The organism is Actinacidiphila glaucinigra (genome assembly GCF_900188405.1).
GTDB classification, from domain to species: domain Bacteria; phylum Actinomycetota; class Actinomycetes; order Streptomycetales; family Streptomycetaceae; genus Actinacidiphila; species Actinacidiphila glaucinigra.
Genome location: NZ_FZOF01000002.1, coordinates 18,025 through 39,887 on the forward strand (window position 1 = coordinate 18,025; position 21,863 = coordinate 39,887).

Genomic DNA, 21,863 nt, shown 5'->3' on the forward strand with positions numbered 1-21,863 from the left:
AGTTCCGTCGTGCCGTGGAAGCTCACTGTCGCTGTTCCAGCTGTTGCCGCTGAAGGACCTGTCCGAAGGACACTTCCCAGCCCGCACAGCCTCATGCGCATGCCTGACGCTCCTCATCCCGTAGGAACTCCCGCACCCATGAACAGCGACGTCTCGATCGCCGGCGACCCCCTCGCCATCCCCCACCTCCTCCCGCCGGTTCCCGCCTACCCCGTCACCGTCGCGGAATTCGCCGGACTGGCCCGCACGATCGCGGCGGACCGCGCCCGTTGGGCGCCGCGCGTCCGCTACGACGCCACCACCCGCTGGTACGACCGCCTGGAGACCGGACCCGGGTACGAGGTCTGGCTGCTCAGCTGGGTGCCCGGCCAGGGCAGCGGGCTGCACGACCACGGCCGCTCCTCGGGCGTGCTGACCGTCCTCGACGGCGAACTCACCGAGCGCGCCCTCGGCGGCAACGGCGAGACCCGCCGTTCACTCCTGCCGGGCCACCAGCGGGTGTTCGCCCCCGGCTACGTCCACGAGGTGGTCAACGACTCCCTCGAAGGCGCGGTCAGCCTGCACGTCTACTTCCCGGGCCTGACGGAGATGACCCCGTACGCCTGCACCTCCGGGAAGCCGGCGGCGAAGGGGACGTTCACCGGCTGACGCGGCGGACTGTCAGACTGTCCGCATGCGAATCGTGGTACTGGCCGGCGGCATCGGAGGAGCCCGTTTCCTGCGCGGCCTGCAGGCGGCGGCACCGGAGGCGGACATCACCGTCATCGGCAACACCGGCGACGACATCCACCTGTTCGGCCTCAAGGTCTGCCCCGACCTGGACACCGTCATGTACACCCTCGGCGGCGGGATCCACGAGGAACAGGGCTGGGGCCGCGCCGACGAGACCTTCACGGTCAAGGAGGAACTGGCCGCCTACGGCGTGGGGCCCGAGTGGTTCGGTCTCGGCGACCGCGACTTCGCGACCCACATCGTGCGCACCCAGATGATCGGCGCGGGCTACCCGCTCAGCGCCGTCACCGAGGCGCTGTGCGCGCGCTGGAAGCCCGGCGTACGGCTGATCCCCATGACCGACGACCGGATCGAGACGCACGTCGTCGTGGACGACCCGGACGCGGGCCCCGGCGGCGGGCGCAAGGCGGTCCACTTCCAGGAGTACTGGGTGCGGCTGCGGGCCTCCGTCCCGGCGTACGCGGTGCTGCCGGTCGGCGCGGAGGGCGCCAAGCCCGCGCCGGGCGTGCTGGAGGCGATCGGCGAGGCGGACGTGATCCTCTTCCCGCCGTCCAACCCGGTGGTGTCGGTCGGCACGATCCTGGCCGTCCCCGGCATCCGCGAGGCGATCGCCGAGGCGGGCGTGCCGGTGGTGGGCCTGTCCCCCATCGTCGGCGACGCCCCGGTGCGCGGCATGGCCGACAAGGTGCTGGCCGCGGTCGGCGTGGAGGCCACGGCGGCGGCGGTCGCCGCCCACTACGGCTCCGGGCTGCTGGACGGCTGGCTGGTCGACACCGTCGACGCCGGGTCGGTGGCGGAGGTCGAGGCCGCGGGCATCCGCTGCCGGGCCGTGCCCCTGATGATGACGGACCTGGCGGCCACGACCGCGATGGCCCGCGAGGCGCTGACCCTGGCCGGGGAGGTGCGGGCGTGACCGTCTCCTACCACGTGTGGGCCGTCACCGGCATGCCCGAGGTCGAGCCCGGCGCCGACCTCGCGAAGCTCGTCGCGGCGAGCACGGCGGAACTGGCGGACGGCGACGTGCTCGTCGTCACCTCGAAGATCGTCAGCAAGGCCGAGGGACGCGTCCTGCGCGCCGCCGACCGCGAGGCGGCGATCGACGCCGAGACGGTGCGACTGGTCGCGCGGCGCGGGCCGACCCGGATCGTGGAGACACGGCACGGCTTCGTCATGGCCGCGGCCGGCGTGGACGCCTCCAACACCGCCCCCGGCACGGTGCTGCTGCTGCCCGAGGACCCGGACGCCTCCGCCCGCGCCATCCGGGCGGGGCTGCGGGAAGCGCTCGGCGTCAACGTCGGCGTGGTCGTCACCGACACCTTCGGGCGGCCCTGGCGCGAGGGCCTGACCGACGTCGCGATCGGCGCGGCCGGGCTGCGCGTACTGGACGACCTGCGGGGCGGGACCGACTCGCACGGCAACGAACTGGCCGTCACCGTCACGGCCCTGGCCGACGAACTCGCCGCGGCCGGGGACCTGGTGAAGGGCAAGTCCACCGGATCGCCCGTCGCCGTGGTCCGGGGACTGGAGCGCCTGGTGCTGCCCGCGCGGGACGACGGCGACGGCGGCCGCGCCCTCGTCCGGCCCGCCGCCAACGACATGTTCCGGCTGGGCACTTCGGAGGCCGTCCGCGAGGCCGTCTCCCTGCGGCGCACGATCCGAGACTTCACCGGCGAGCCCGTAGACGGCGCGGCCGTACGGCGTGCCGTGGCCCTCGCGGTCACCGCGCCGGCGCCGCACCACACGACGCCGTGGCGCTTCGTGCTGCTGGAGTCGGAGCAGGCGCGGGTCCGGCTGTTGGACGCCATGCGCGACGCCTGGATCGCGGACCTGCGCCGCGACGGACGCAGCGAGGAGTCCATCGCCAAGCGCGTCCGGCGCGGCGACGTCCTGCGCCGCGCGCCGTACCTGGTGGTGCCCTGCCTGGTCGCCGACGGGGCGCACGACTACCCGGACCCGCGGAGGTCCGCTGCCGAGCGCGAGATGTTCGTGGTCGCCATGGGCGCAGCCGTCGAGAACTTCCTGGTGGCGCTGGCCGGCGAGCAGTTGGGGTCGGCGTGGGTGTCGTCCACGATGTTCTGCCGCGACGTGGTGCGCGAGGTGCTGGACCTGCCGGAGGACTGGGACCCGATGGGTGCCGTCGCCATCGGCCGGCCCGCCGTGCCGCCGAAGGAGCGGCCGGGCCGGAGCGCGGAAGCGTTCATCGAGGTGCGCTGAGCGCGGGCACGGGTCCGTTCGCCGCCGAGAATGGGGCCCCCGGCCCATGTGCCGTGAACTCATGTGCCCGTGGCGGGTGTGAGCATCACCGTGTGTCTGCCGGGGGCGGCAGCCGACCGGGTGGACGAGGCGATCGCCGACGCGATGGCACCGTTCGAGATGGACGGCACACGGGAATGGCAGCTGGACATCTGGGACTCCTGGTACATCACCGGCGGCGGGGCGATGAGCGGAGGGTTCAACGTCCTGCCCGGCCATGAGCGGGATCCGAGGCTGATCCGGTCGCGCCGGTGGGACAGGAAGTCTGAAAGGCTTCCCAACGACTTCGGCTGGTGCGCGGGCGGGCCCCGTGAGCTCCTCGACTTCTCCGCGTCGCACGAGGAGGCACGCCGCCTGGCGGCGGTGGCGGGAACCGGCGGCCGAACTCCCCCGGCCGACCCGTGGCAGGTCTACCACGACCGCGCGGAAGCCGAGTTCAGGGCGTACAACCACAGGCAGGTCTCGGCGGACCACCGTGTTCAGCCCCTCGTGAAGTCCTTCGACGCCCATGTGAGGGCGTTGCCGAAAGAGCGCTATTGGTACCGGTTCCTCAACTTCTTCGACCCGGTCGTCGATGTGGGGCGCACCGAGCGCGAGACGTTCGTCGAGCAACAGGTCGCCTCGTCCCTGCGTACGCGCAACGTCCTCACGCGGAACTGCTGGTGGTACGAGGACGGCGGACCGGGGATCCACGGGGAGTGCCACGGCCCCGCGGTCTGCCGGCGGAGCGGGAGAGCGTCGACGGCTACCTGCGGGACCTGCCCGGGGACACGCTCCTGGTCAACGTGAAGTGCCACGTGTAACACGGCGGGAGACCCAGGGCGCGCCTCGCAGGCACCGTCACAGCGGCACGATGTTGCCCGGCGCCATGCGCGGGGCGCGGCGTGGGGGGCGGCGGCCGGTGAGGAGGATGAGGCGGGCGGCGCGGTGGCGCTGCCCGGCGTAGGGCTCGAGGAGTTCGAGCATGGCGGCGTCGTCGGAGCGGTGGGCACCGGTGAGGGCGTAGCCGACGGTGTGCGGCAGGTGGAGGTCGCCGACCGTGATCGCGTCGGGGTCTCCGTTGCTGCGCTGCAGGGTCTCGGCCGCGGTCCAGGGGCCGATGCCGGGGACGGCCTGGAGGCGGGCGAGGGCGTCGGCGGGGGCGAGGGCGGTGGCCTGCTCCATGCGGGCGGCGGCGCGGGCGGCCCGGACCGCGGCGGCGGAGCGCTTTCCGTCGACGTTGGCGCGGTGCCACTCCCAGGAGGGGATCATCGCCCAGCCGCGGGCGTCGGGCATGACCCGCATGCGCAGTTCCTCGCCGGGGCCGGGGGCGGGCTCGCCGAAGCGCCACAGCAGGACCCGCCAGGAGCGGTAGGCCTCGTCGGCGGTGACCTTCTGCTCGAGGATCGCCGGGATCAGGGACTCCAGCACCAGGCCGGTACGGGTCAGCCGCAGACCGGGGTTGCGCCGCTGCGCCTCGTGGACGACGCGGTGCCGGGCGGTGAAGGCGCCGGGGTCGTCGGCGTCGCCGAGCAGGGCGGGGAGGCGGTCCAGCAGCCACTCGGCGCCGGGGCCCCAGGCCTCGGCCTCGATCTCGCCGCCGGAGGGGCGGGCGACGCGCAGGGTGCCGGGGCCCTCGGGGGTGCGCGAGGCGCGGTAGACCGCGCGGTCGGCGCCGACGCGGAACGCGGGGTCGCCGGGGCCGCGGCGCAGGGGGCCGAGCGTCAGGCCGAGGTCCAGGGGGCCGCGCGGGGTCCAGCGGCGGGTGCGGCCGGGTGTGCGGGGGCCGGGGACGCGGCCGGCCGCGGCGCGCAGGAGTCGGGTCTGCTCGGGATGCACCCTCCGAGCCTACGGTGTGCCCCGCCGGGCTTCCGGGCTTCCTGGTTTCCGGGCCGGTGGGCGGCGTGCGCCCACCGGCCGGGCCCGCGGCGGCTACTGGTCGGAGGAGAAGCGGACCGCCCCGTCCGGGATGACCGCGCCGCACCAGATGCGCACGCCGTGCCGCAGTTCGTTGCCCGCGCCGATGTGCGCGCCGTCGCCGATGACCGATCCGTGGACGACGGTGCGCTCGCCGATGACCGCGCCGGCGCCGATGAGGGAGTCCACGACGGTCGCGCCGGGGTGGACGACGGCGCCCGCCAGGATCGTGCTGCCCTCGACGACCGCTCCGGCGCCGATCACGGCGCCCGCGGAGACGGCGGTGCCGCCGGTCAGCTTGGCGTCGTCGGCGATCCGGGCGCCCTCCAGGACGAGGCGTTCGCCGCAGCGGCCGGGGACGGCCGGGGAGGGCGCGTGGCCGAGGACGAGGTCCGCGGAGCCGCGGACGAAGGCGTGCGGGGTGCCGAGGTCGAGCCAGTACGTGGAGTCGACCATGCCCTGCAGATGGGCGCCGTCGGCGAGCAGCCCGGGGAAGGTCTCGCGCTCGACGGAGACGGCGCGGCCGGTGGGGATGGAGTCGATGACGGAACGGTCGAAGACGTAGGCGCCCGCGTTGATCTGGTCGGTGACGATCTCCTCGGGCGTCTCCGGCTTCTCCAGGAACGCGGTGACGCGGCCGGTGGCGTCGGTCGGCACGAGCCCGAAGGCGCGCGGGTCCTCGACCCGGGTCAGGTGGAGGGAGACGTCGGCGCCCGAGTCGCGGTGGGTGGCGACGAGGCCGGCGATGTCGAGGCCGGTGAGGATGTCCCCGTTGAAGACCAGGACCGGGTCGCCGGGCGCGGAGTCCAGTCGGTCGGCGACGTTGCGGATGGCGCCGCCGGTGCCGAGCGGCTCGTCCTCGGTGACGTACTCCAGGCGCAGCCCCAGCGCGGACCCGTCGCCGAAGTGCGGCTCGAAGACCTCGGCCAGGTAGGAGGTCGCCAGGACGATGTGCTCGACGCCCGCCGCGCGTGCCCGGGCCAACTGGTGGGTGAGGAACGGGACACCGGCCGCGGGGACCATCGGCTTGGGGGTGTGCACCGTCAGGGGGCGCAACCTGGTGCCCTTGCCGCCGACCAAGAGGATCGCTTCAGTCACCTGTTTTTGTCTCCGCTTCCTGGCGGGCCGAACGAATGAGCGGCCAATCCTATGCAGGGGGCGATCAGCGGCCCTGGAGCCCCGCCGCGGTGCGGCGGATGATGCCGAGATCGTCGTACAGCTCCGTTCCTGGGCATTGCGTGTTGAATCCGTCCCGGTGGCCCGAGATGACGTTCATGCGGACCCGCGTACCCTTCGGGTACCTGTTGCTCCCTCCGGACACCAGATATGTCATGCCCTCCGGGTTGTGGCCGTAAATTCCGAGTTTCCACGCGGCGAGCCCGGCGACGGCCGACAGGGCCTCGCGGCTGGGCTCGTCCTCGGAGTAGTCGCCGAGCACGGCGATGCCCATGGTGTGCTCGTTGAAGCCGAGGGTGTGCGCGCCGAAGACGGCCTTGGAGACGCCGCCGCTGCGGCCTTCGTAGATGTTTCCGCACTTGTCGACGAGGAAGTTGTAGCCGATGTCGCGCCAGCCGCTGCTCTTGACGTGGTAGCGGTAGATACCGCGGATGACCGAGGGGGAGTCGGAGCACTCGTAGTCGTTGCCGGTGGCGGTGTGGTGGACGAAGACCGCGCTGATGGCGTCGGTGAAATCCGAGTCCTCGTTGCGCAGTTGCTCGTCGGCGCCCCAGCCGAAGCGGGTGACGATGCGGGGGCGCCCACCGGTGAAGCGCTGCCCGGTGAGGGCCTCGGTCTGGGACCGGCTGAGCGCGGGGACGAAGGGGGACTCGACCGGGGTGCCCGAGGTGTCGGCCGGGTCGGCTGCGTTGTCGGTGGTGGTGCCGTCCTGCCGGCCGCCGCCGAGCGGATAGCCGCCCTCGCTGGGGCCGACACCGTCGAAGGGGTCGCCGCTGTCGGAGGGGTCGCCGCCGGAAGGGTCAGCGCCGCCGGAAGGGCCATCGCTCTCGGCGGGCTCGCCGCCGCCGGAGGGCTCCCCCGGGAAGGCGCCGTCGCCGGCGGGGCCGTCTGCCGTACCGTCACCGCGCTGGATGCCGCCGCCCGGACCGGCGGGGCCGGGGTCCAACGCGGCGTCGGGGTCGAGGTAGCTGCCCCCCAGGTCGCCGGAGCCGTCACCGAGGCCGTCACCCGGTTCGTCGCCGGGGTCGACCATCTCCAGCCGCAGCCCCTTGGGCAGGCCCGGCTGCACCCCGCGCCTGCTGCCGGCGGGCGCCTCGGGCACGACCCGCACCTCGATCCCGTCGGAACGTCCGACCCACAGCGGGGAGGTCGAGCCGCGCACCGCGGAGGCCGAGCCCTCGGACGAGCCGGCGTCGGGGGCGTCGTCGCTGTGCGCCTCGACGGTGCGCCACTTCGACCAGGTGCCGGTGCCGGTGGCGCGGGTCCTGACCTGGACGGTGCCCCGCAGGTCGGTGCCGACGTCGTCCCAGGTGATGCCGACCATGGAGAAGGGCCGCACGGCGCGGGCCGGCAGCCCCTGGGAGAGTGGGGTGCCGATGACACGGCCGGACGTGGCGAGCGGGGCCAGCGGAAGGGTTCGGGTGGCGCCGGGGGACGTGTCGGGGCCGGCAGCCCGCACCGGCGTGTGAACGGTGGCGGTGGCACCGGAGGGGAAGGCGAGCGGCAGGGCGAGGGCAGCCATGCACGCCGCGGAGATCGACGTCGCAAGAAGTGCACGCATGGGATGAACAGTTACATAACGCCCCAGAACGCGCAGCCGGGATCTGACGGGCTGTCCCCTTCTGCCGGGTCATCAGCGGCGCCCGCGACGCCGCCGCCTGACGTAGCCTGGGCCGCGTGACATCGACTGCCCGCACACCCGCCGACCTGCTGCGTTCCGCGCTCTCGGCGGACCCCGCCCGGCCCCTGGTCACCTTCTACGACGACGCCACCGGCGAACGCGTCGAACTGTCGGTGGCCACCTTCGGCAACTGGGTGGCCAAGACCGCCAACCTCATCCAGGACGAACTGGGCGCCCAGCCGGGTGACCGGGCGGCGCTGCTGCTGCCGGCGCACTGGCAGACCGCGGTATGGGTGCTCGCCTGCTTCTCCACCGGCGTGGTCGTGGTGCCCGGGGGCGACCCGGGCCGTGCCGACCTCGTGGTGTCCGGCCCGGACACGCTGGAGGAGGCCCGCGCCTGCTCCGGCGATCGGGTCGCGCTGGCACTGCGCCCGCTGGGCGGCCGCTTCCCGCAGCCGCCGGAGGGGTTCCTCGACTACGCGGTCGAGGTGCCCTCCCAGGGCGACCGCTTCGTCCCGTACGCGCCGGTGGACGCGGACGCGCCGGCGCTGGAGCTGCCGGGCGGGGAGGAGCTCACCGGTGCGGAGGTGACCGGGCGGGCCCGGGCGTCCGCCGCGGCCCTGGGGCTGACGGCCGGGGCGCGGCTGCTGTCCGGCCGGCCGTACGACGACTGGGACGGTCTGGCCGCCGGGTTGCTGGCGCCGCTGGCGGCCGGCGCCTCCGTGGTGCTCTGCCGCAATCTGGACCGGCTTCCCCCCGCCGACCTGGACAAACGCCGGGAGAGCGAGCGGGTGACCCACACGGCGTAGCCGGGCGCCCGGCCCACCGCCTCCGGCAGTCTCGGACGGAATTGAACAACTCCGCACAACCGAGGGCGGGATTGAACGGTCTTTATAGGTGACCTGATCATCAGCAGCACCTGTAAGGACGGGACCGGACGTGACCACGCCAGCCGATTCGCCGGAAGCCGAGGACACCCCTCCCGCAGCGGACGCCCCTCCCGCCGCGGCCCCGCCGAGGAAGCGCCGCCGCACCTGGCTGCGCGTCCTCGCCGTGGTCGTCTCCCTGGTGCTGCTGGCCGGGGCCGGGGTCTCCTGGTACCTCTACAAGCAGCTCGACGGGAACATCCGGACGGACACGGACACCGCCCACGAGCTGATGCGGGTGAAGTCCGAGCGGCCCAAGGTGCTGCCCGAGGCGACCACCGCCGAGAACATCCTGCTGCTCGGTTCGGACAACCGCGGCGACGGCAACGGCAAGTACGGCCAGGACACTGGCACCCAGCGCTCGGACACGGCGATACTGCTGCACCTGGCCGCCGACCGGAAGAGCGCGACGGCGGTCAGCCTGCCGCGCGACCTGATGGTCGACATCCCCTCCTGCCGGCGGTCCGACGGCAGCATGACCGGCCCCCAGCTCGCCCAGTTCAACTGGGCGTTCGAGTTCGGGGGCACCGCCTGCGCGATCCGTACGGTGGAGAAGCTGACCGGCATCCGCGTCGACCACCACCTCGTGGTGGACTTCAACGGCTTCAAGAAGATGGTCGACGCGGTCGACGGCGTCGAGGTCTGCGTGCCGCACGCCGTGCACGACCAGGACGCGCACCTGGACCTGGAGGCCGGCCGCCAGGTGCTGAAGGGTGAGCAGGCCCTGGGCTACGTCCGCGCCCGCAAGGGCATCGGCGACGGCAGCGACACCCAGCGGATGGACCGCCAGCAGCAGTTCCTCGCCTCCCTGGTGCAGAAGGTCGACTCCACGGGGGTGTTGCTCAACCCCACCAAGCTCTACCCGCTGCTGGACGCCGCGACCTCCTCGCTCACCGCGGACGAGGGCCTCGACTCGCTGGCCGAGCTGTACGAACTGGCGCAGAGCCTGCGCAAGACGCCCACCGACCAGGTGCGTTTCCTCACCGTGCCGCGGCGCCCCTACACGGCCGACCCCAACCGTGACGAGCTGGTGCAGCCCGCCGCGGACGAACTGTTCACGACCCTGCGCGAGGACGGGCAGGTGACGGTCGAGGGGGACGAGGACTCCGCTTCCGGCTCCGCCCGCCCGACGGACGGCGGAACCTCCACCGCCCCTCCGGCATCTCCCACACCGTCGGGCTCGGCGAGCGCCTCCCCCTCGTACCGCGGCACCACCGCCGACCGCGATGTGTGCGACGGCAGTGGGGATTGAACAGTTTGTCCAGTTGTAGGGGAGCGGAATTTGTCAGCCGCGGACGTAGACGCTGAACTGTGGGGTTAGTGTGAGCGATCCGGCCTGTTGCAGCGGCCGAGACGGAGGACTCGATCGACCGTGGACACGCAAGGCCGTAGGCAGCACGTCGACCCGGCGGATCAGTGGGTTTTCGATCCCGAGACGGGCAGCTACCAGTTGCGGCTGGACCCGCCGCAGCAGCCGGAGCGAGGCGTTCCCGCGCAGGGGGCGGGCCGGCGGGCCCAGCGCGTCCAGCCGCAGGGCGGCGGCCGCGCACGGCAGGGCCGTTCCGGCGCAGAGGACGAGGGCCACGGCGCGGCGGACGGCCGCTCCGCCGACGGCGGCCGTACGGCGGGCGCCGGCCGGGCCGCGGGCAACGGCCGTGCGGCGGGCGGCGGAAGAGCCGCGGCGGGCAGCCGTGCCGCCGGCGGCACCAGGGGCGAGGGCGGCGGCCGGGCGGCCGCACGCACCAGCCGGCGCCGCCCCAAGGCGCGGAAGTCGGCCAAGAAGCGGGCCCTGATCTGGACCGCCGGCACGCTCGGGGTCGTGGTCATCGCGGCGTGCATCGGCGTCTACGCGCTGTACCAGCAGCTCAACGGCAACATCAACACGATCGACCCGGGCATCGGCTCCAAGAACGCCACGTCCACCGGGCCGGTCAACATCCTGGTCATCGGCACCGACAGCCGCCAGGGCCTGAAGGGCAAGTACGGCGACTCGGCCAACGTCGGCCACGCCGACACCACGATCCTCTTCCACGTCTCCAAGGACCGCTCCAACGCGACGGCGCTGAGCATCCCCCGCGACATCATCACCGACATCCCGGACTGCCCGACGAAGCAGTCCGACGGGTCCACGAAGATCATCCCGGCGGAGAGCGGCGTCCGCTTCAACACCAGCCTGGGCCAGTACGGCCGCGACCCGGGCTGCACGATGCGCACCGTCAAGGCGCTGACCGGCATCACCCCCGACCATTTCATGATGGCCAACTTCGACGCGGTGAAGGACCTGTCGACGGCGGTCGGCGGCGTCGAGGTGTGCCTGGCCAAGGACATCGACGATCCGGACTCGCACCTGAAGCTGGCCAAGGGACGGCACACCGTCGCGGGCGAGCAGGCGCTGGCCTTCGTCCGCACCCGGCACAGCGTCGGCTTCGGCGGCGACCTGAGCCGCATCGAACTGCAGCAGCAGTTCCTCAGTTCGATGATGCGCACGATGAAGTCGGGTGACACGCTGACCAGTCCGACGAAGCTGCTCAAGCTGGCGAACACGGCGACGAAGGCGCTCACCGTCGACACCGGCATCGGCAGCGTGACCAAGCTCAGCGAACTCGCCAAGGACCTGAGCCGGGTCGACACCAAGAACATCACCTTCGCGACGGTGCCGGTGATAGACAACCCGGCCGAGAAGGTGCACACCACGGTGGTGCTGGACAAGACCAAGGCGCCGCAGCTGTTCAGCATGGTGCAGGACGACATCTCGCTGACCGAGGTGAAGAAGAAGCAGAAGGCGTCCGAGGCGGCCAAGCTCAAGGGCCCCAAGGCCGACCCGATCGACGTACGGGTCGAGGTGCTGAACGGCAGCGGGGTCTTCGGCGCCGCCCAGGACACCGTCAACTGGCTGCAGAACGACGAGGGTGTCAGCCGCTCCACCAACGGCGGCAACGCGCCCGCCGAGCTGAAGAAGACGACGCTGGAGTACGCGCCCAACCAGGCCGACCAGGCACGCCGGCTGGCCGCCATGATGGGGCTGCCGGCCGCCGCGCTCAAGCAGGGCACCGAGGACGCCGCGCCGCGCGCCAACATGACCCTCACCCTGGGCAAGGACTTCACGCAGGCCGGCACGCCGATCGCCACGCCGACGAAGGCGCCCGAGGGCATCCAGAAGGTCGAGGCGGACGACAAGAGCGTGTGTGCCAAGTAGCCGCCCGTCACGGGCACCAGGGCCGACAGGGGTATCAGAGGTGGGAACCGGACGATGACGGACAGTCGTGTGCGCGATCTCGGCTGGGACGACAGCCTCTACGACGACCACCCGCGGGACGGGGCGGCGCGGCGGGGCGCGGACACGGGGCGGACGCCGCACACGGACCCCGCGGACCCCGAGGATCCCGCCGAGGACGCGGACGACGGCGACGGGCCGCCGGGCGGCCCGCGGCCGAAGCGCCGCGGACGCCGGGTCGTCCGGTGGACCGCGATCACCCTCGCGGTGCTCATCCTCGGGACGGCGGGAGCCGGTTACGCGTACTACGAGCACCTCAGCGACAACATCCGCAAGGGGAAGCGGAACAGCGGCGACAGCGACGTGGCGAAGGCGCCCACGAACGCGGTGAACATCCTGCTGCTGGGCGCCGACGGCCGTAACTCCGCGGAGAACCTCAAGCTGGGCGGCGCCAAGTACACCAAGGGCGATCCGCCCCGCGCCGACGTGATCATGCTGCTCCACATCTCGGCCGACCGCAGCAACATGTCCGTGGTGAGCATCCCGCGCGACACCCGGGTGCCGATCCCGGAGTGCACCGACCCGGAGACGGGCAAGAGGTTCGCCGCCACGACCCACGCGATCATCAACGAGAGCCTGATGCGCGGGGGTCCCGGCTGCACGCTCGCCACCGTGCAGAACCTCACCAAGGTCTACATCGACCACTGGATGACGATCGACTTCGCCGGTGTGGTGAAGATGGCCGACGCGGTAGGCGGCGTCGAGGTCTGCGTGAACCAGCCCGTGTGGGACCACCCGACCCCGCAGCAGCCGGGCGGCTCCGGGCTGAAGCTGAAGGCCGGCGCGCAGAAGATCACCGGCAAGACGGCGCTGCAGTGGCTGCGCACCCGGCACGCCTTCGAGAGCGACCTCGGGCGCGCCCGGGCGCAGCACATGTACATGAACTCGATGGTGCGCGAACTGCGCTCGCAGAACGTCTTCACCGACGCCGGACGGCTGGGGGGCCTCGCCGAGGCCGCCACCAACGCGCTGCAGGTGTCGGAGGAGATAGGGACCCCGAAGAAGCTCTTCGACCTCGGCATGCAGCTCAAGAGCGTCCCGTCGGACCGGATCACGATGCTGACCATGCCGCCCGTCACGGACACCGAGAACGACCAGCACTACATGCCGGACCCGGTGGCCGCCCCCAAGGTGTGGTCGCGGCTGGTCCACGACCTCCCCTTCGACGACAAGGGGAAGAAGAAGGCGAAGAAGAAGCCCGTCGAGTCCGGGCCGGCCGCCCGGCCCGCCGCGGACGTCCCGGTCGCGGTGGTCAACGGCACCGCGGGCGACGCCGCGGGCACCCCGGTGAACGGCCGGGCGGGCGTCCTGGCCGAGGCGCTGGTCCGGTCCGGCTTCGGGCAGGCGGCGTTGGTCGGCACGGCGCAGCCCTCGGCGGCCACCGTCATCGAGTACCCGGCCTCCGAGGGGGCGCAGGGCCGCTCGGACGCACTCGCCGTGGCGAAGGTGTTCAAGCTCCCCGCCGGCGTTGTGAAGGAATCCTCACATGTCGGCTCCGTCACACTCGTCGTGGGCGCCGACTGGCGCGACGGAACGGTCTTCCAGGGTGGTGTCGACGACGACGGAACGCTGCCCAAGAGCGCCGGGGCCCTGAACGGAGCGAATGATTCAGCCTGCATGGACGTGTACAGGCCATATCGCTGGGATCCCGATTTGGGGTAGTGCGCACGATCGCTTTACACAGCCGATAAGAAACCAAAGCCTTGACCCCGTCGCGGTTTATGTATCGTGACCTCCAACCATTCGCGAGCAGGGCTGTTCCGGTCCCACAGGACTTCGACAGTCGCACAGCTGACAATCACCCAGATCCGAGCGCCGCGGCGCAGCCGGTGACCGTAGTGACCAGCGCGTCATGGGAGGGCCCACATGCGCCACGGCAGCATCCCCGGAGGGCGGAACGCCCCCTACGATCCTCACGAACCCGGATGGGGCGACTCTCCGTACGGGAACGGTCACGGGCAGCAGCCGTACATCCCGCAGCAGCCCGGACACCCGTATCCGACGGTCCCGCAGCAGCCGCAGCGCGGCGGCTACCGCCCCGAGGAACCCCAGCACGGCGGCGGGTACCCGCCGCAGGAGCCGTACGCGCCCTACCGGCAGCCCGGCCGTGAGGCCCCGGGCCACGACACCGGGGGCTACGGCGACGACGGCCACGGGGCCGAGTACGGCGCCTACGAGGACTACGGGCACGAAGGGGACGACGGGTCGTCCACCGGCACCCTGACCGCGGCAGAGGGCGACGGGGCGGACGACGACGGGTACGACGGCCACGACGACGGCGGCGGCCGCCGCGGCACCCGCCGCCGCAAGAAGGGCAAGAGGCGCGCCCTGCGCTGGGTGGCGATCGTCACGTCGGTGGCGATACTCGGCACGGCCGGCGCCGCCTACGCGTACTACCAGCACCTCAACGCGAACATCAAGAAGGACGCGCTCAACCTCGGCGACAGCCAGGCCGCCAAGAGCAAGGCGAACGCGGCGGGCCAGACCCCGCTGAACATCCTGCTCCTCGGCTCCGACAGCCGGGCCTCCAAGGCGAACCAGAAGCTCGGCGGCGCCAAGGCCGACGCGGACCGCAAGCCGCTCGCCGACGTCCAGATGCTGCTGCACGTCTCCGCCGACCGCAGCAACATGACCGTGGTCAGCATCCCGCGCGACACCCGGGTCACCATCCCCAAGTGCACCGACCCGGACGACGGGCGCGTCTACCCCGAGACCACGACGGACACGATCAACACGAGCCTCCAGCACGGCGGTCCCGGCTGCACCGTGGCCACCTGGGAGAAGCTCACGGACATATCCATCGACCACTTCATGATGATCGACTTCGCCGGCGTGGTTTCCATGGCCGACGCGGTCGGCGGCGTCCCGGTCTGCGTGCTGGGGAACGTCTGGGACAAGAAGTCCGGGCTCAAGCTCACCAAGGGCGACCACAACATCAAGGGGCAGCAGGCCCTGCAGTGGCTCCGTACCCGGCACGGCTTCGAGGACGGCAGTGACATCGGCCGTACCCACGCCCAGCACATGTACATGAACGCGATGGTGCGCCAGCTGAAGTCGGGCACGAAGCTCACCGACCCGGGCAAGCTGACCGGCCTGGCGGAGGCCGCCACCAAGGCGGTGACCGTCGACACCGGCCTCGGGACGGTCAAGAAGCTCTACGACCTGGGCAACAACCTCAAGGGCGTGCCCACCGACCGCATCACGATGACGACGATGCCGTGGGGCGCCGACCCGCAGAACCCGACCGCGCACGTCGTGCCGACCGGGGCGGCGACCAAGCTCTTCACGCTGCTCCGCAACGACCAGGCCGTGGACGGCAAGGCCGCCAAGAAGAAGAAGGCCGACAAGTCCGCCACCACCGCGAAGCCCTCGCCCAAGGACGAGATCGCGGTGACGGTCCAGAACGGCACCGGCAGCGCCTCGACCCCCGCCGTCTCCGGCCGGGCGAGCACGGTCACGGAGAAGCTGAAGACGCTGGGCTTCACCCAGGCCGAGTCCGACTCCACGCCGCAGTCGCAGTCCGGCAGCACGATCACCTACGCGAGCGACGACGACAAGGCGAACGCCCTGGCCGTGGCGAAGGCGCTGAAGCTGCCCACCGGCGTGGTCAAGAAGTCCTCCTCCGCGGAGGGCATCACGCTGGTGATCGGCGCCGACTGGACGGCCGGGGCGACGTACCCGGCGGCCAGCAGCACCGACACCAAGGAGGTGCTGGACAGCGCGAGCGCGCTGAACGCCTCCGACGACTCGGCGTGCATGAAGGTGAACCCCTACTACAAGTGGTAGGGGTCCACCCCCCGCGTCACGCGTCGGCCGCCGCCCGCACCGCGGGGCGGCGGCTGGCGATGACCCGCCGGGCGAGCGAACGCGGGCTGGTCAGGAACCCGAAGCCCCAGGACATGTGCATGGTGGCGAGCGCCACCGGGATCTGCAGCCGCGCGGCGGCCGACAGGCCCTTGCCGGCCGGGAGCGAGCCCAGCGCGATGGCCGCGAGGTAGCCGCCGGGGACGACGAGGGCGAGCGGGGTGACCGCCGCGCCCACCACGCCCGCCGCGATGGCCACGACGGCCGCCGGGGCGGCGAGGTAGCGCAGGTTGACCGAGCCCTGGTGGTACCTGGTGACGACGCGGCGCCAGCGCCCGTAGTCCTTGTACTGCTTGGCCAGCGCGCGCACGCTGGGCCGCGGGCGGTAGGAGACGCGCAGCTCGGGCGAGAACCAGATCAGGCCGCCGGCTTCGCGGATGCGGTAGTTCAGCTCCCAGTCCTGGGCGCGGATGAACTCCTCGTTGTAGCCGCCCTGCTGCTCCAGCACCTCGCGGCGGAAGACCCCGAGGTAGACGGTGTCGGCGGGGGCGGCGGCGCCTCCGGTGTGGAAGGCCGCGTTGCCGACGCCGATCTTCGAGGTCATGGCGGCGGCGACGGCGCGCTCCCAGTCGTTCTCGCCCTCGGCGTGCATGATGCCGCCGACGTTGGCGGCGCCGGTCTCCTCCAGCAGCCGCACCGCGGTCTTGATGTAGTCGGCGGAGAGCATGCCGTGGCCGTCGACCCGGACCACGACCGGGTGCCGGGAGGCCTTGATGGCGGCGTTCAGGGCGGCGGGGGTGCGGCCGGTGGGGTTGGGCACCGTGTGGACGCGGGGGTCCTCCCGCACCAGCTCCGCCGCGATCTCGTCCGTGCGGTCGGTGGAGGGACCGAGGGCGATGACGACCTCGAGCTCGCCCGCGTAGTCCTGCTCGAGGATGTGGCGGACGGAGTTTCGAAGGTGCCGCTCCTCGTCGAGCACCGGCATGATCACGGAGACGGCGGGCAGCACATGGGGGGTCGCAGCGTTCACAGCCGCACACGTTACCGCGAACGGATGATACGAGCGCGTGCGACCGGGCGGGGCTCGTTCCGTACGACGGTATGACTCCTTAGCGTGACTGTATGACCGTCGCTCGTCGCCGTCAGCAACCCGCCGCAGCCGCCCGCCGGACCCGGAAGCGGGCGCCGGTGCGCCGCGGGCTGCGCGTCCTCGGTGCCGTCTCGCTCGGCATCCTGACCGCCAGTGGGATCGGGCACGCCGTCCTGGGGCACATGGACGACCGCCTGGCGCGGGTGGACGCCTTCGCCGGGATGAAGAACCGTCCCAGCCCCACCAAGGGCACCAACTTCCTTCTGGTCGGCACCGACGTGCGCCGCGGGCTGACCCAGACGCAGCGCACCGGGCTGCGCCTGGGCGGGGAGCCCTGCGACTGCACCGACACGATGATGCTGGCGCATCTGTCGCGGGACGGCAGGCGGGTCAGCGTGGTCGCGCTGCCGCGGGACTCGTACGCGGAACTGCCCCGCGCCGGCAAGCTGAAGTGGGCCTGGGGGGTGGGCGGCCCCGCGCTCGCCGTCGGCACGGTCGAGAAGATGACCGGGGTCAAGGTCGACCACTACGCCGAGTTCGACTTCGGCTCCTTCATGAAGACCGTCGACGGGATCGGAGGGGTCGACCTCTGCTTCGCCCGTCCGCTGCGCGACCCCGTGACCGGGCTCGACCTGCCCGCGGGCACGGTGCGCGCGGACGGCGGCACGGCGCTGCGCTACGTGCGCTCCGGCCACCTCCCCGGCAGCCCCGACCTCCAGCGGATGCAGAACCAGCAGCGGTTCCTGGCCGCCCTGGTCCGCCGGGTCACCGACATCGGGCTGCTGCAGAACCCCGTCAAGCTCGACCAGGTGGCCAAGGCCGCGCTGGGCTCGGTGCGCGCGGACCGGCAGACCAAGCCGGACGACCTGATCGCCCTCGCCACGGGGCTGCGCGGCGGCTTCGGGGCCCGCTCCGTGGAGTTCGCGACGGTGCCGGTGGACGCCACCCCGTTCCGGGTGCAGGGGGTGGGGACGACGCTGCGCTGGGACGTCAAGGGCGCGAAGCGGATCTTCGACGCGCTGCGCGAGGACCGCCCGCTCACCGGCCCGGACGGCGGCCCCCTGGCCACGCCCAGCCCGTCGGCGCCCGAGCCCGAGCAGGTCGACGTGCCGCCCAAGTCGATCCGCGTCCAGGTCAACAACGGGACGACGGTCAACGGGCTGGGGGCGCGCGTGGACAAGGAACTGCGCCACCTGGGCTTCCGCACCACCGGTTCACCCGGCAACACCGTCCGGCACGACGCGGAGTACACGGTCATCCACTACGACCCGGGCTGGGACCGCTCCGCCAAGGCGCTGGGAACGGCCCTGCCGTACGCGGAGCTGCGCCGGGTGTCCGGGCTGGGGCCGACGCTGCGGATCACCGTGGGCGCGGACTACGACGGGGTGACCCCGGTTCGGGCCGGTGAGCCGGACCCGCCCGCGGCGCCGCCGGTGGAGCTCCAGCCGATGCGCGGCGACCGCATCCTGTGCGGCTGAGGGCCGGCGGGCCGGGCGCCGTCAGTCCTCGAAGCCCTCGGCGGCGCGCTTCTCGCGCAGTTCCATGATCGCCCGGCGGCGGGCCAACCGGTGCGTGCGGCGGATCTGCGCCTCCTGCAGGCGGCGCCGGTCGCGGTCGGTCTCGGGCTCGATCTGGGGCACCGGACGCGGCGCCCCCTCGGCGTCCACGGCCACGAAGACCAGGTAGGCACTGGCCACCTGGGTCGCCGGGCCGGACTCGTTCCAGCGCTCGGCGAGCACGCGCACGCCGACCTCCATGGAGCTGCGCCCGGTCCAGTTGACCTGGGCCTGCACCTTGAGCAGGTCGCCGACCCGCACCGGTTCCAGGAAGGCCATCTCGTCCATGGCGCCGGTCACCGCGGGGCCCTCGGAGTGCCGTCCGGCGACGGCGCCCGCCGCATCGTCCACGAGCTTCATGACCACGCCGCCGTGCACGGTGCCCAGCAGGTTCGTGTCGTGGTGGGTCATGATGTGCGCCAGCGTGATCCGCGAGGCGGACGTGGGCTTGAACGGGACAGGGTGCGGGGGCGGCTCCTCGAACATGGCTCCACCCTAAGCACTGCCGTGCCGTGCTCCTCGCCGGGCACGTCTTGCCCGGCGGCGGGGCCGGGCGGATGCTGAGAAAGGGGCCGACGTCCCGATGCCCAAGAGGTGATCCGCCATGGAGAAGACGTGGACGATCAAGCTGTCGCTGGAGGAGGACGGCAGCCGCACCGCCTGCACCGCCTCGCTCTCCGGGGACGGCGCCCCGGGCGTGGTGGGCCACGGCTATTCGCGGCGCAATCCGAGCGACGAGCCGGACATGCGCATAGGGGAGGACGTGGCCGCCTCCCGGGCCTGCTCCAACCTGGCGCACGAACTGCTGGAACAGGCCGCCGGAATGATCGAGACCCACACCAACGCCCCGACGCACCTCACCGGATGAGAGCGTACGGGCACGGTGGGTGACCGCATTTCCGCGGTCCTGTGACCTTTGCATCAGCTCTGCTTCAGAAGAGCCACGGACGCACTGCCGGGCAGGACGGCAGGGCACACTGCCCTACATGAACGCATGGCCCGACGGTTGGTCCGACAACAGGAACCAGCGGCAGCAGCAGGTCTCCGAGCCGCCGCTGCCCCCCGAGCTGTCCCCGCGCCGTGCGGCGGCGGCTCCCGGCAGTGTGCCGCGCCAGCAGGCGTACGGCAGCGGCGTCCCGGGCCACGGAGGGCCTGGCGGCGGTGACTACGACGGCTACGGCGGCGGCTCGTACGGCCCGCCGTCCACCGGCGGCCGCGGCACCCCGCCCGGCAGCCGCAAGCGCCGGGTCAAGGGCGTCCTGATCGGTCTGGCCGTCGTGGTCGCCGCCTGGTCGATCGGCACCTACTTCTGGGCGGACGGCAAGGTGCGCCGCGAGGTGGACCTGGGCACGGTCATAGACCGCCCGGAGACCGGCGAGGGCACCAACTACCTCATCGTCGGCTCCGACAGCCGTGAGGGCCTGTCCAGCGAGCAGAAGAAGAAGCTGCACACCGGCTCCGCCGAGGGCAAGCGCACCGACTCGATGATGATCCTGCACGTCGGCGACAACGGGAACTCGCTGATCTCGCTCCCCCGCGACTCCTACGTCACGATCCCCGAGTTCAAGGGCTCCGAGTCCGGCAAGACCTTCCCCTCGCGCGGTCAGAACAAGCTCAACGCCGCCTACTCCATAGACGGGCCGACGCTGCTGGTGCGGACGGTGGAGTACAACACGGGCCTGCACATCGACCACTACGCGGAGATCGGCTTCGCCGGCTTCGCGGGCCTCGTCGACGCGGTCGGCGGTGTCGAGCTCGACATCCCCCGCAACATCGACGACAAGAACTCGGGCCTGCACATCCAGAAGGGCAAGCAGACCCTCAACGGCGACGAGGCCCTGGCCTTCGTCCGCCAGCGCTACCAGGAGGCCGAGGGCGACCTGGGCCGCACCAAGAACCAGCAGAAGTTCCTCTCCGCGCTCGCGAGCCAGACGGCCACGCCGGGCACGGTCCTCAACCCGTTCAAGCTCTACCCGACCATGGGCGCGGGCCTGGACACCCTCATCGTCGACAAGGACATGAGCCTGTGGGACCTGGCGTCGATGTTCTGGGCGATGAAGGGCGTCTCCGGCGGTGACGGCGTCTCGATGAACATGCCGACCTCCGGCTCCATCGGCACCAACGTGGGCAGCGCGCTCAAGTGGGACATGCCGAAGGTCAAGCAGCTCGTCTCGGAGCTGAAGAACGACGAGAAGGTCACGGTCACGCCGGACTCCTGACCCCGTACGACGGCGGAGGGGCCGGCCGGGCGCGCACACCGCGCCCGGCCGGCCCCTCGGGCTTTCCCGGCTGCCCCGGGAGGGGGCTCACGGGGTGGAGGAGCCCAGGCGGTCGAGGGAGTGGTTGGCCACGTACTCGTCCATGGTGTCGTTGCGCATGGCCTCCCACAGCTGCTCGCTGCCGTTGTCGTCGAGCAGCACCACCGACTGGCCCTTGATCATGTCGAGCCCGCCGACCGGGGCGTTCATGAAGACCATGTCGCCCGCGCGCACCCCGCGCATGCTCCACATCAGGTCCCGCAGGTCACCGTCGGAGAGCCGGTCGTCGACGCTGACCACACCGGTGACGCGGTCCAGCAGCTCCTTGGCCTTCAGCGGGTTGCTCATGGAGTCCTTGGTGAGCGTCTTGGCGATCACCGCGCGCAGGAAGGCCTGCTGGCGGTGGGTGCGGTCCAGGTCGCCGCGCGGCAGGTTGTAGCGCTCGCGCACGTACGTGAGGGCCTGCTCGCCGTTCATGTGCTTCCCGGCCAGGTCCACGCCGCCGATGTCGTCGGTGAGGGTCTTGAACCCGCTCCAGTCGATGACGGCGAGGTGGTCGACCTTCAGGTCGGTGAGCCGCTGCACGGTGTCGATCAGCAGCGGCGGGCCGCCCCAGGAGAAGGCGGCGTTCAGCTTGGCCTTGCCGTTCCCCGGGATCGGGACCCAGCTGTCGCGGGGCAGCGAGACCACGTACGCCTGCTTGTGGTCGGCCGGCAGGTGCACCAGCATCATCGTGTCGCTGCGCTGGGCGCCGCGCTTCCACTCCGGGGCCTCGGCGCCCCGGCCCGTGGTCGGCAGGTCGGAGCGGGCGTCCACACCGACCAGGAGGAACGTTTCACCGCCCTTGGCGGCCTGCGGCTGCTCGCTCTCGGGCACGTTCGTCGGGAACACGTTGGGAATGCGGTCCACCTTGCCGGTGTAGTGGTCCACCGCCCACCACAGGCTTCCGGCCACCCCCAGCACGCCCACGGCCAGCAGGACCAGTGCGCCCAGCAGAACCCGCCGGGCGCGGCTGCGCCTCCTGCGGGCCGGCTCGGCGGCCTTGCCCGGTGCCGCTTCCCGTTCCGTTTCCGCGACCGCCGCCTGCTCGTGACCGACCGGATCCGTTGTCGTCATCATTCACCCCCACCATGTGCACCCGCTCCCCACGCGTGCGTCGGGGGCATTGTGGCGCGTGGGACGGTGCCCTGGCCATTCCCGGGGCCTTCTTCCGTGCCCGCACCGGGGGAACCCGGACACCGCCCGGGGCTATGCTCAACATCGCAATCAGGCCACGA

Annotated in this window: 18 protein-coding genes; 12 read left to right on the forward strand and 6 right to left on the reverse strand. The window is 72.1% G+C overall.

Going from position 1 to position 21,863, the window contains the following annotated elements; genetic code table 11:
• The first annotated feature begins 138 nt into the window (after positions 1-138).
• The 4 genes from CHF15_RS04025 (at position 139) to CHF15_RS04040 (ending at position 3,774) form a co-directional block, all read left to right on the forward strand.
• Positions 139-648 (forward strand): cysteine dioxygenase, encoded by a 510-nt coding sequence (locus CHF15_RS04025; protein WP_089222225.1) that lies wholly within the window; start codon positions 139-141, stop codon positions 646-648.
• Between the two features lie 25 nt (positions 649-673).
• Positions 674-1,645: a 2-phospho-L-lactate transferase gene (gene cofD / locus CHF15_RS04030; protein WP_089222226.1), complete on the forward strand. Its 972-nt coding sequence runs from the start codon at positions 674-676 to the stop codon at positions 1,643-1,645.
• Positions 1,646-1,677: 32 nt separating this feature from the next.
• Positions 1,678-2,946, forward strand: a complete 1,269-nt coding sequence (locus tag CHF15_RS04035) for a coenzyme F420-0:L-glutamate ligase (protein WP_245938694.1) — start codon at positions 1,678-1,680, stop codon at positions 2,944-2,946.
• Positions 2,947-3,024: 78 nt separating this feature from the next.
• A complete protein-coding gene (locus CHF15_RS04040; RefSeq protein WP_143681518.1) occupies positions 3,025-3,774 on the forward strand; it encodes a hypothetical protein in 750 nt (249 codons plus the stop codon).
• Positions 3,775-3,825: 51 nt separating this feature from the next.
• Here CHF15_RS04040 and CHF15_RS04045 read toward each other — a convergent pair whose 3' ends face one another.
• The 3 genes from CHF15_RS04045 to CHF15_RS04055 form a co-directional block, all read right to left on the reverse strand.
• Complete coding sequence (locus tag CHF15_RS04045) at positions 3,826-4,779, reverse strand: DNA-3-methyladenine glycosylase family protein (protein WP_179279679.1); 954 nt, start codon at positions 4,777-4,779, stop codon at positions 3,826-3,828.
• Positions 4,780-4,896: 117 nt separating this feature from the next.
• A complete protein-coding gene (gene manB / locus CHF15_RS04050; RefSeq protein WP_089222229.1) occupies positions 4,897-5,979 on the reverse strand; it encodes a mannose-1-phosphate guanylyltransferase in 1,083 nt (360 codons plus the stop codon).
• A gap of 64 nt (positions 5,980-6,043) precedes the next feature.
• Positions 6,044-7,618 (reverse strand): peptidoglycan recognition protein family protein, encoded by a 1,575-nt coding sequence (locus CHF15_RS04055; protein WP_179279656.1) that lies wholly within the window; start codon positions 7,616-7,618, stop codon positions 6,044-6,046.
• A 116-nt stretch (positions 7,619-7,734) separates the two neighbouring features.
• Between CHF15_RS04055 and CHF15_RS04060 the strand changes: the two genes are divergently transcribed.
• From CHF15_RS04060 to CHF15_RS04080, 5 genes are all read left to right on the forward strand, one after another.
• Positions 7,735-8,487 carry a TIGR03089 family protein gene (locus CHF15_RS04060; protein ID WP_089222230.1) on the forward strand — a complete coding sequence of 251 codons (753 nt, stop codon included), beginning with the start codon at positions 7,735-7,737 and terminating at the stop codon, positions 8,485-8,487.
• A 130-nt stretch (positions 8,488-8,617) separates the two neighbouring features.
• Entirely contained in the window at positions 8,618-9,856 is a 1,239-nt protein-coding gene (locus CHF15_RS04065) for an LCP family protein (protein WP_089222231.1), read from the forward strand.
• 120 nt (positions 9,857-9,976) lie between these two features.
• Positions 9,977-11,800, forward strand: coding sequence for an LCP family protein (locus tag CHF15_RS04070; protein WP_089222232.1), 1,824 nt, complete (start codon positions 9,977-9,979; stop codon positions 11,798-11,800).
• Positions 11,801-11,854: 54 nt separating this feature from the next.
• Positions 11,855-13,540, forward strand: coding sequence for an LCP family protein (locus tag CHF15_RS04075; protein ID WP_245938653.1), 1,686 nt, complete (start codon positions 11,855-11,857; stop codon positions 13,538-13,540).
• A gap of 204 nt (positions 13,541-13,744) precedes the next feature.
• Positions 13,745-15,664 (forward strand): LCP family protein, encoded by a 1,920-nt coding sequence (locus tag CHF15_RS04080; RefSeq protein ID WP_089222234.1) that lies wholly within the window; start codon positions 13,745-13,747, stop codon positions 15,662-15,664.
• 16 nt (positions 15,665-15,680) lie between these two features.
• Here CHF15_RS04080 and CHF15_RS04085 read toward each other — a convergent pair whose 3' ends face one another.
• Positions 15,681-16,712 (reverse strand): glycosyltransferase family 2 protein, encoded by a 1,032-nt coding sequence (locus CHF15_RS04085; protein ID WP_265737383.1) that lies wholly within the window; start codon positions 16,710-16,712, stop codon positions 15,681-15,683.
• A gap of 92 nt (positions 16,713-16,804) precedes the next feature.
• Between CHF15_RS04085 and CHF15_RS04090 the strand changes: the two genes are divergently transcribed.
• On the forward strand, positions 16,805-18,250 hold the full coding sequence (locus tag CHF15_RS04090) for an LCP family protein (protein ID WP_245938654.1): 1,446 nt from the start codon (positions 16,805-16,807) through the stop codon (positions 18,248-18,250).
• Between the two features lie 21 nt (positions 18,251-18,271).
• Here CHF15_RS04090 and CHF15_RS04095 read toward each other — a convergent pair whose 3' ends face one another.
• On the reverse strand, positions 18,272-18,814 hold the full coding sequence (locus CHF15_RS04095; RefSeq protein WP_018559720.1) for an acyl-CoA thioesterase: 543 nt from the start codon (positions 18,812-18,814) through the stop codon (positions 18,272-18,274).
• Positions 18,815-18,932: 118 nt separating this feature from the next.
• Here CHF15_RS04095 and CHF15_RS04100 point away from each other — a divergent pair, with 118 nt between their 5' ends.
• Both CHF15_RS04100 and CHF15_RS04105 read left to right on the forward strand, forming a co-directional pair.
• A complete protein-coding gene (locus CHF15_RS04100) occupies positions 18,933-19,196 on the forward strand; it encodes a DUF1876 domain-containing protein (RefSeq protein WP_089222236.1) in 264 nt (87 codons plus the stop codon).
• A 118-nt stretch (positions 19,197-19,314) separates the two neighbouring features.
• Positions 19,315-20,547, forward strand: a complete 1,233-nt coding sequence (locus CHF15_RS04105; RefSeq protein ID WP_089222237.1) for an LCP family protein — start codon at positions 19,315-19,317, stop codon at positions 20,545-20,547.
• A gap of 87 nt (positions 20,548-20,634) precedes the next feature.
• Here CHF15_RS04105 and CHF15_RS04110 read toward each other — a convergent pair whose 3' ends face one another.
• Entirely contained in the window at positions 20,635-21,705 is a 1,071-nt protein-coding gene (locus CHF15_RS04110; protein ID WP_245938655.1) for an LCP family protein, read from the reverse strand.
• Between the last annotated feature and the right edge of the window lie 158 nt (positions 21,706-21,863).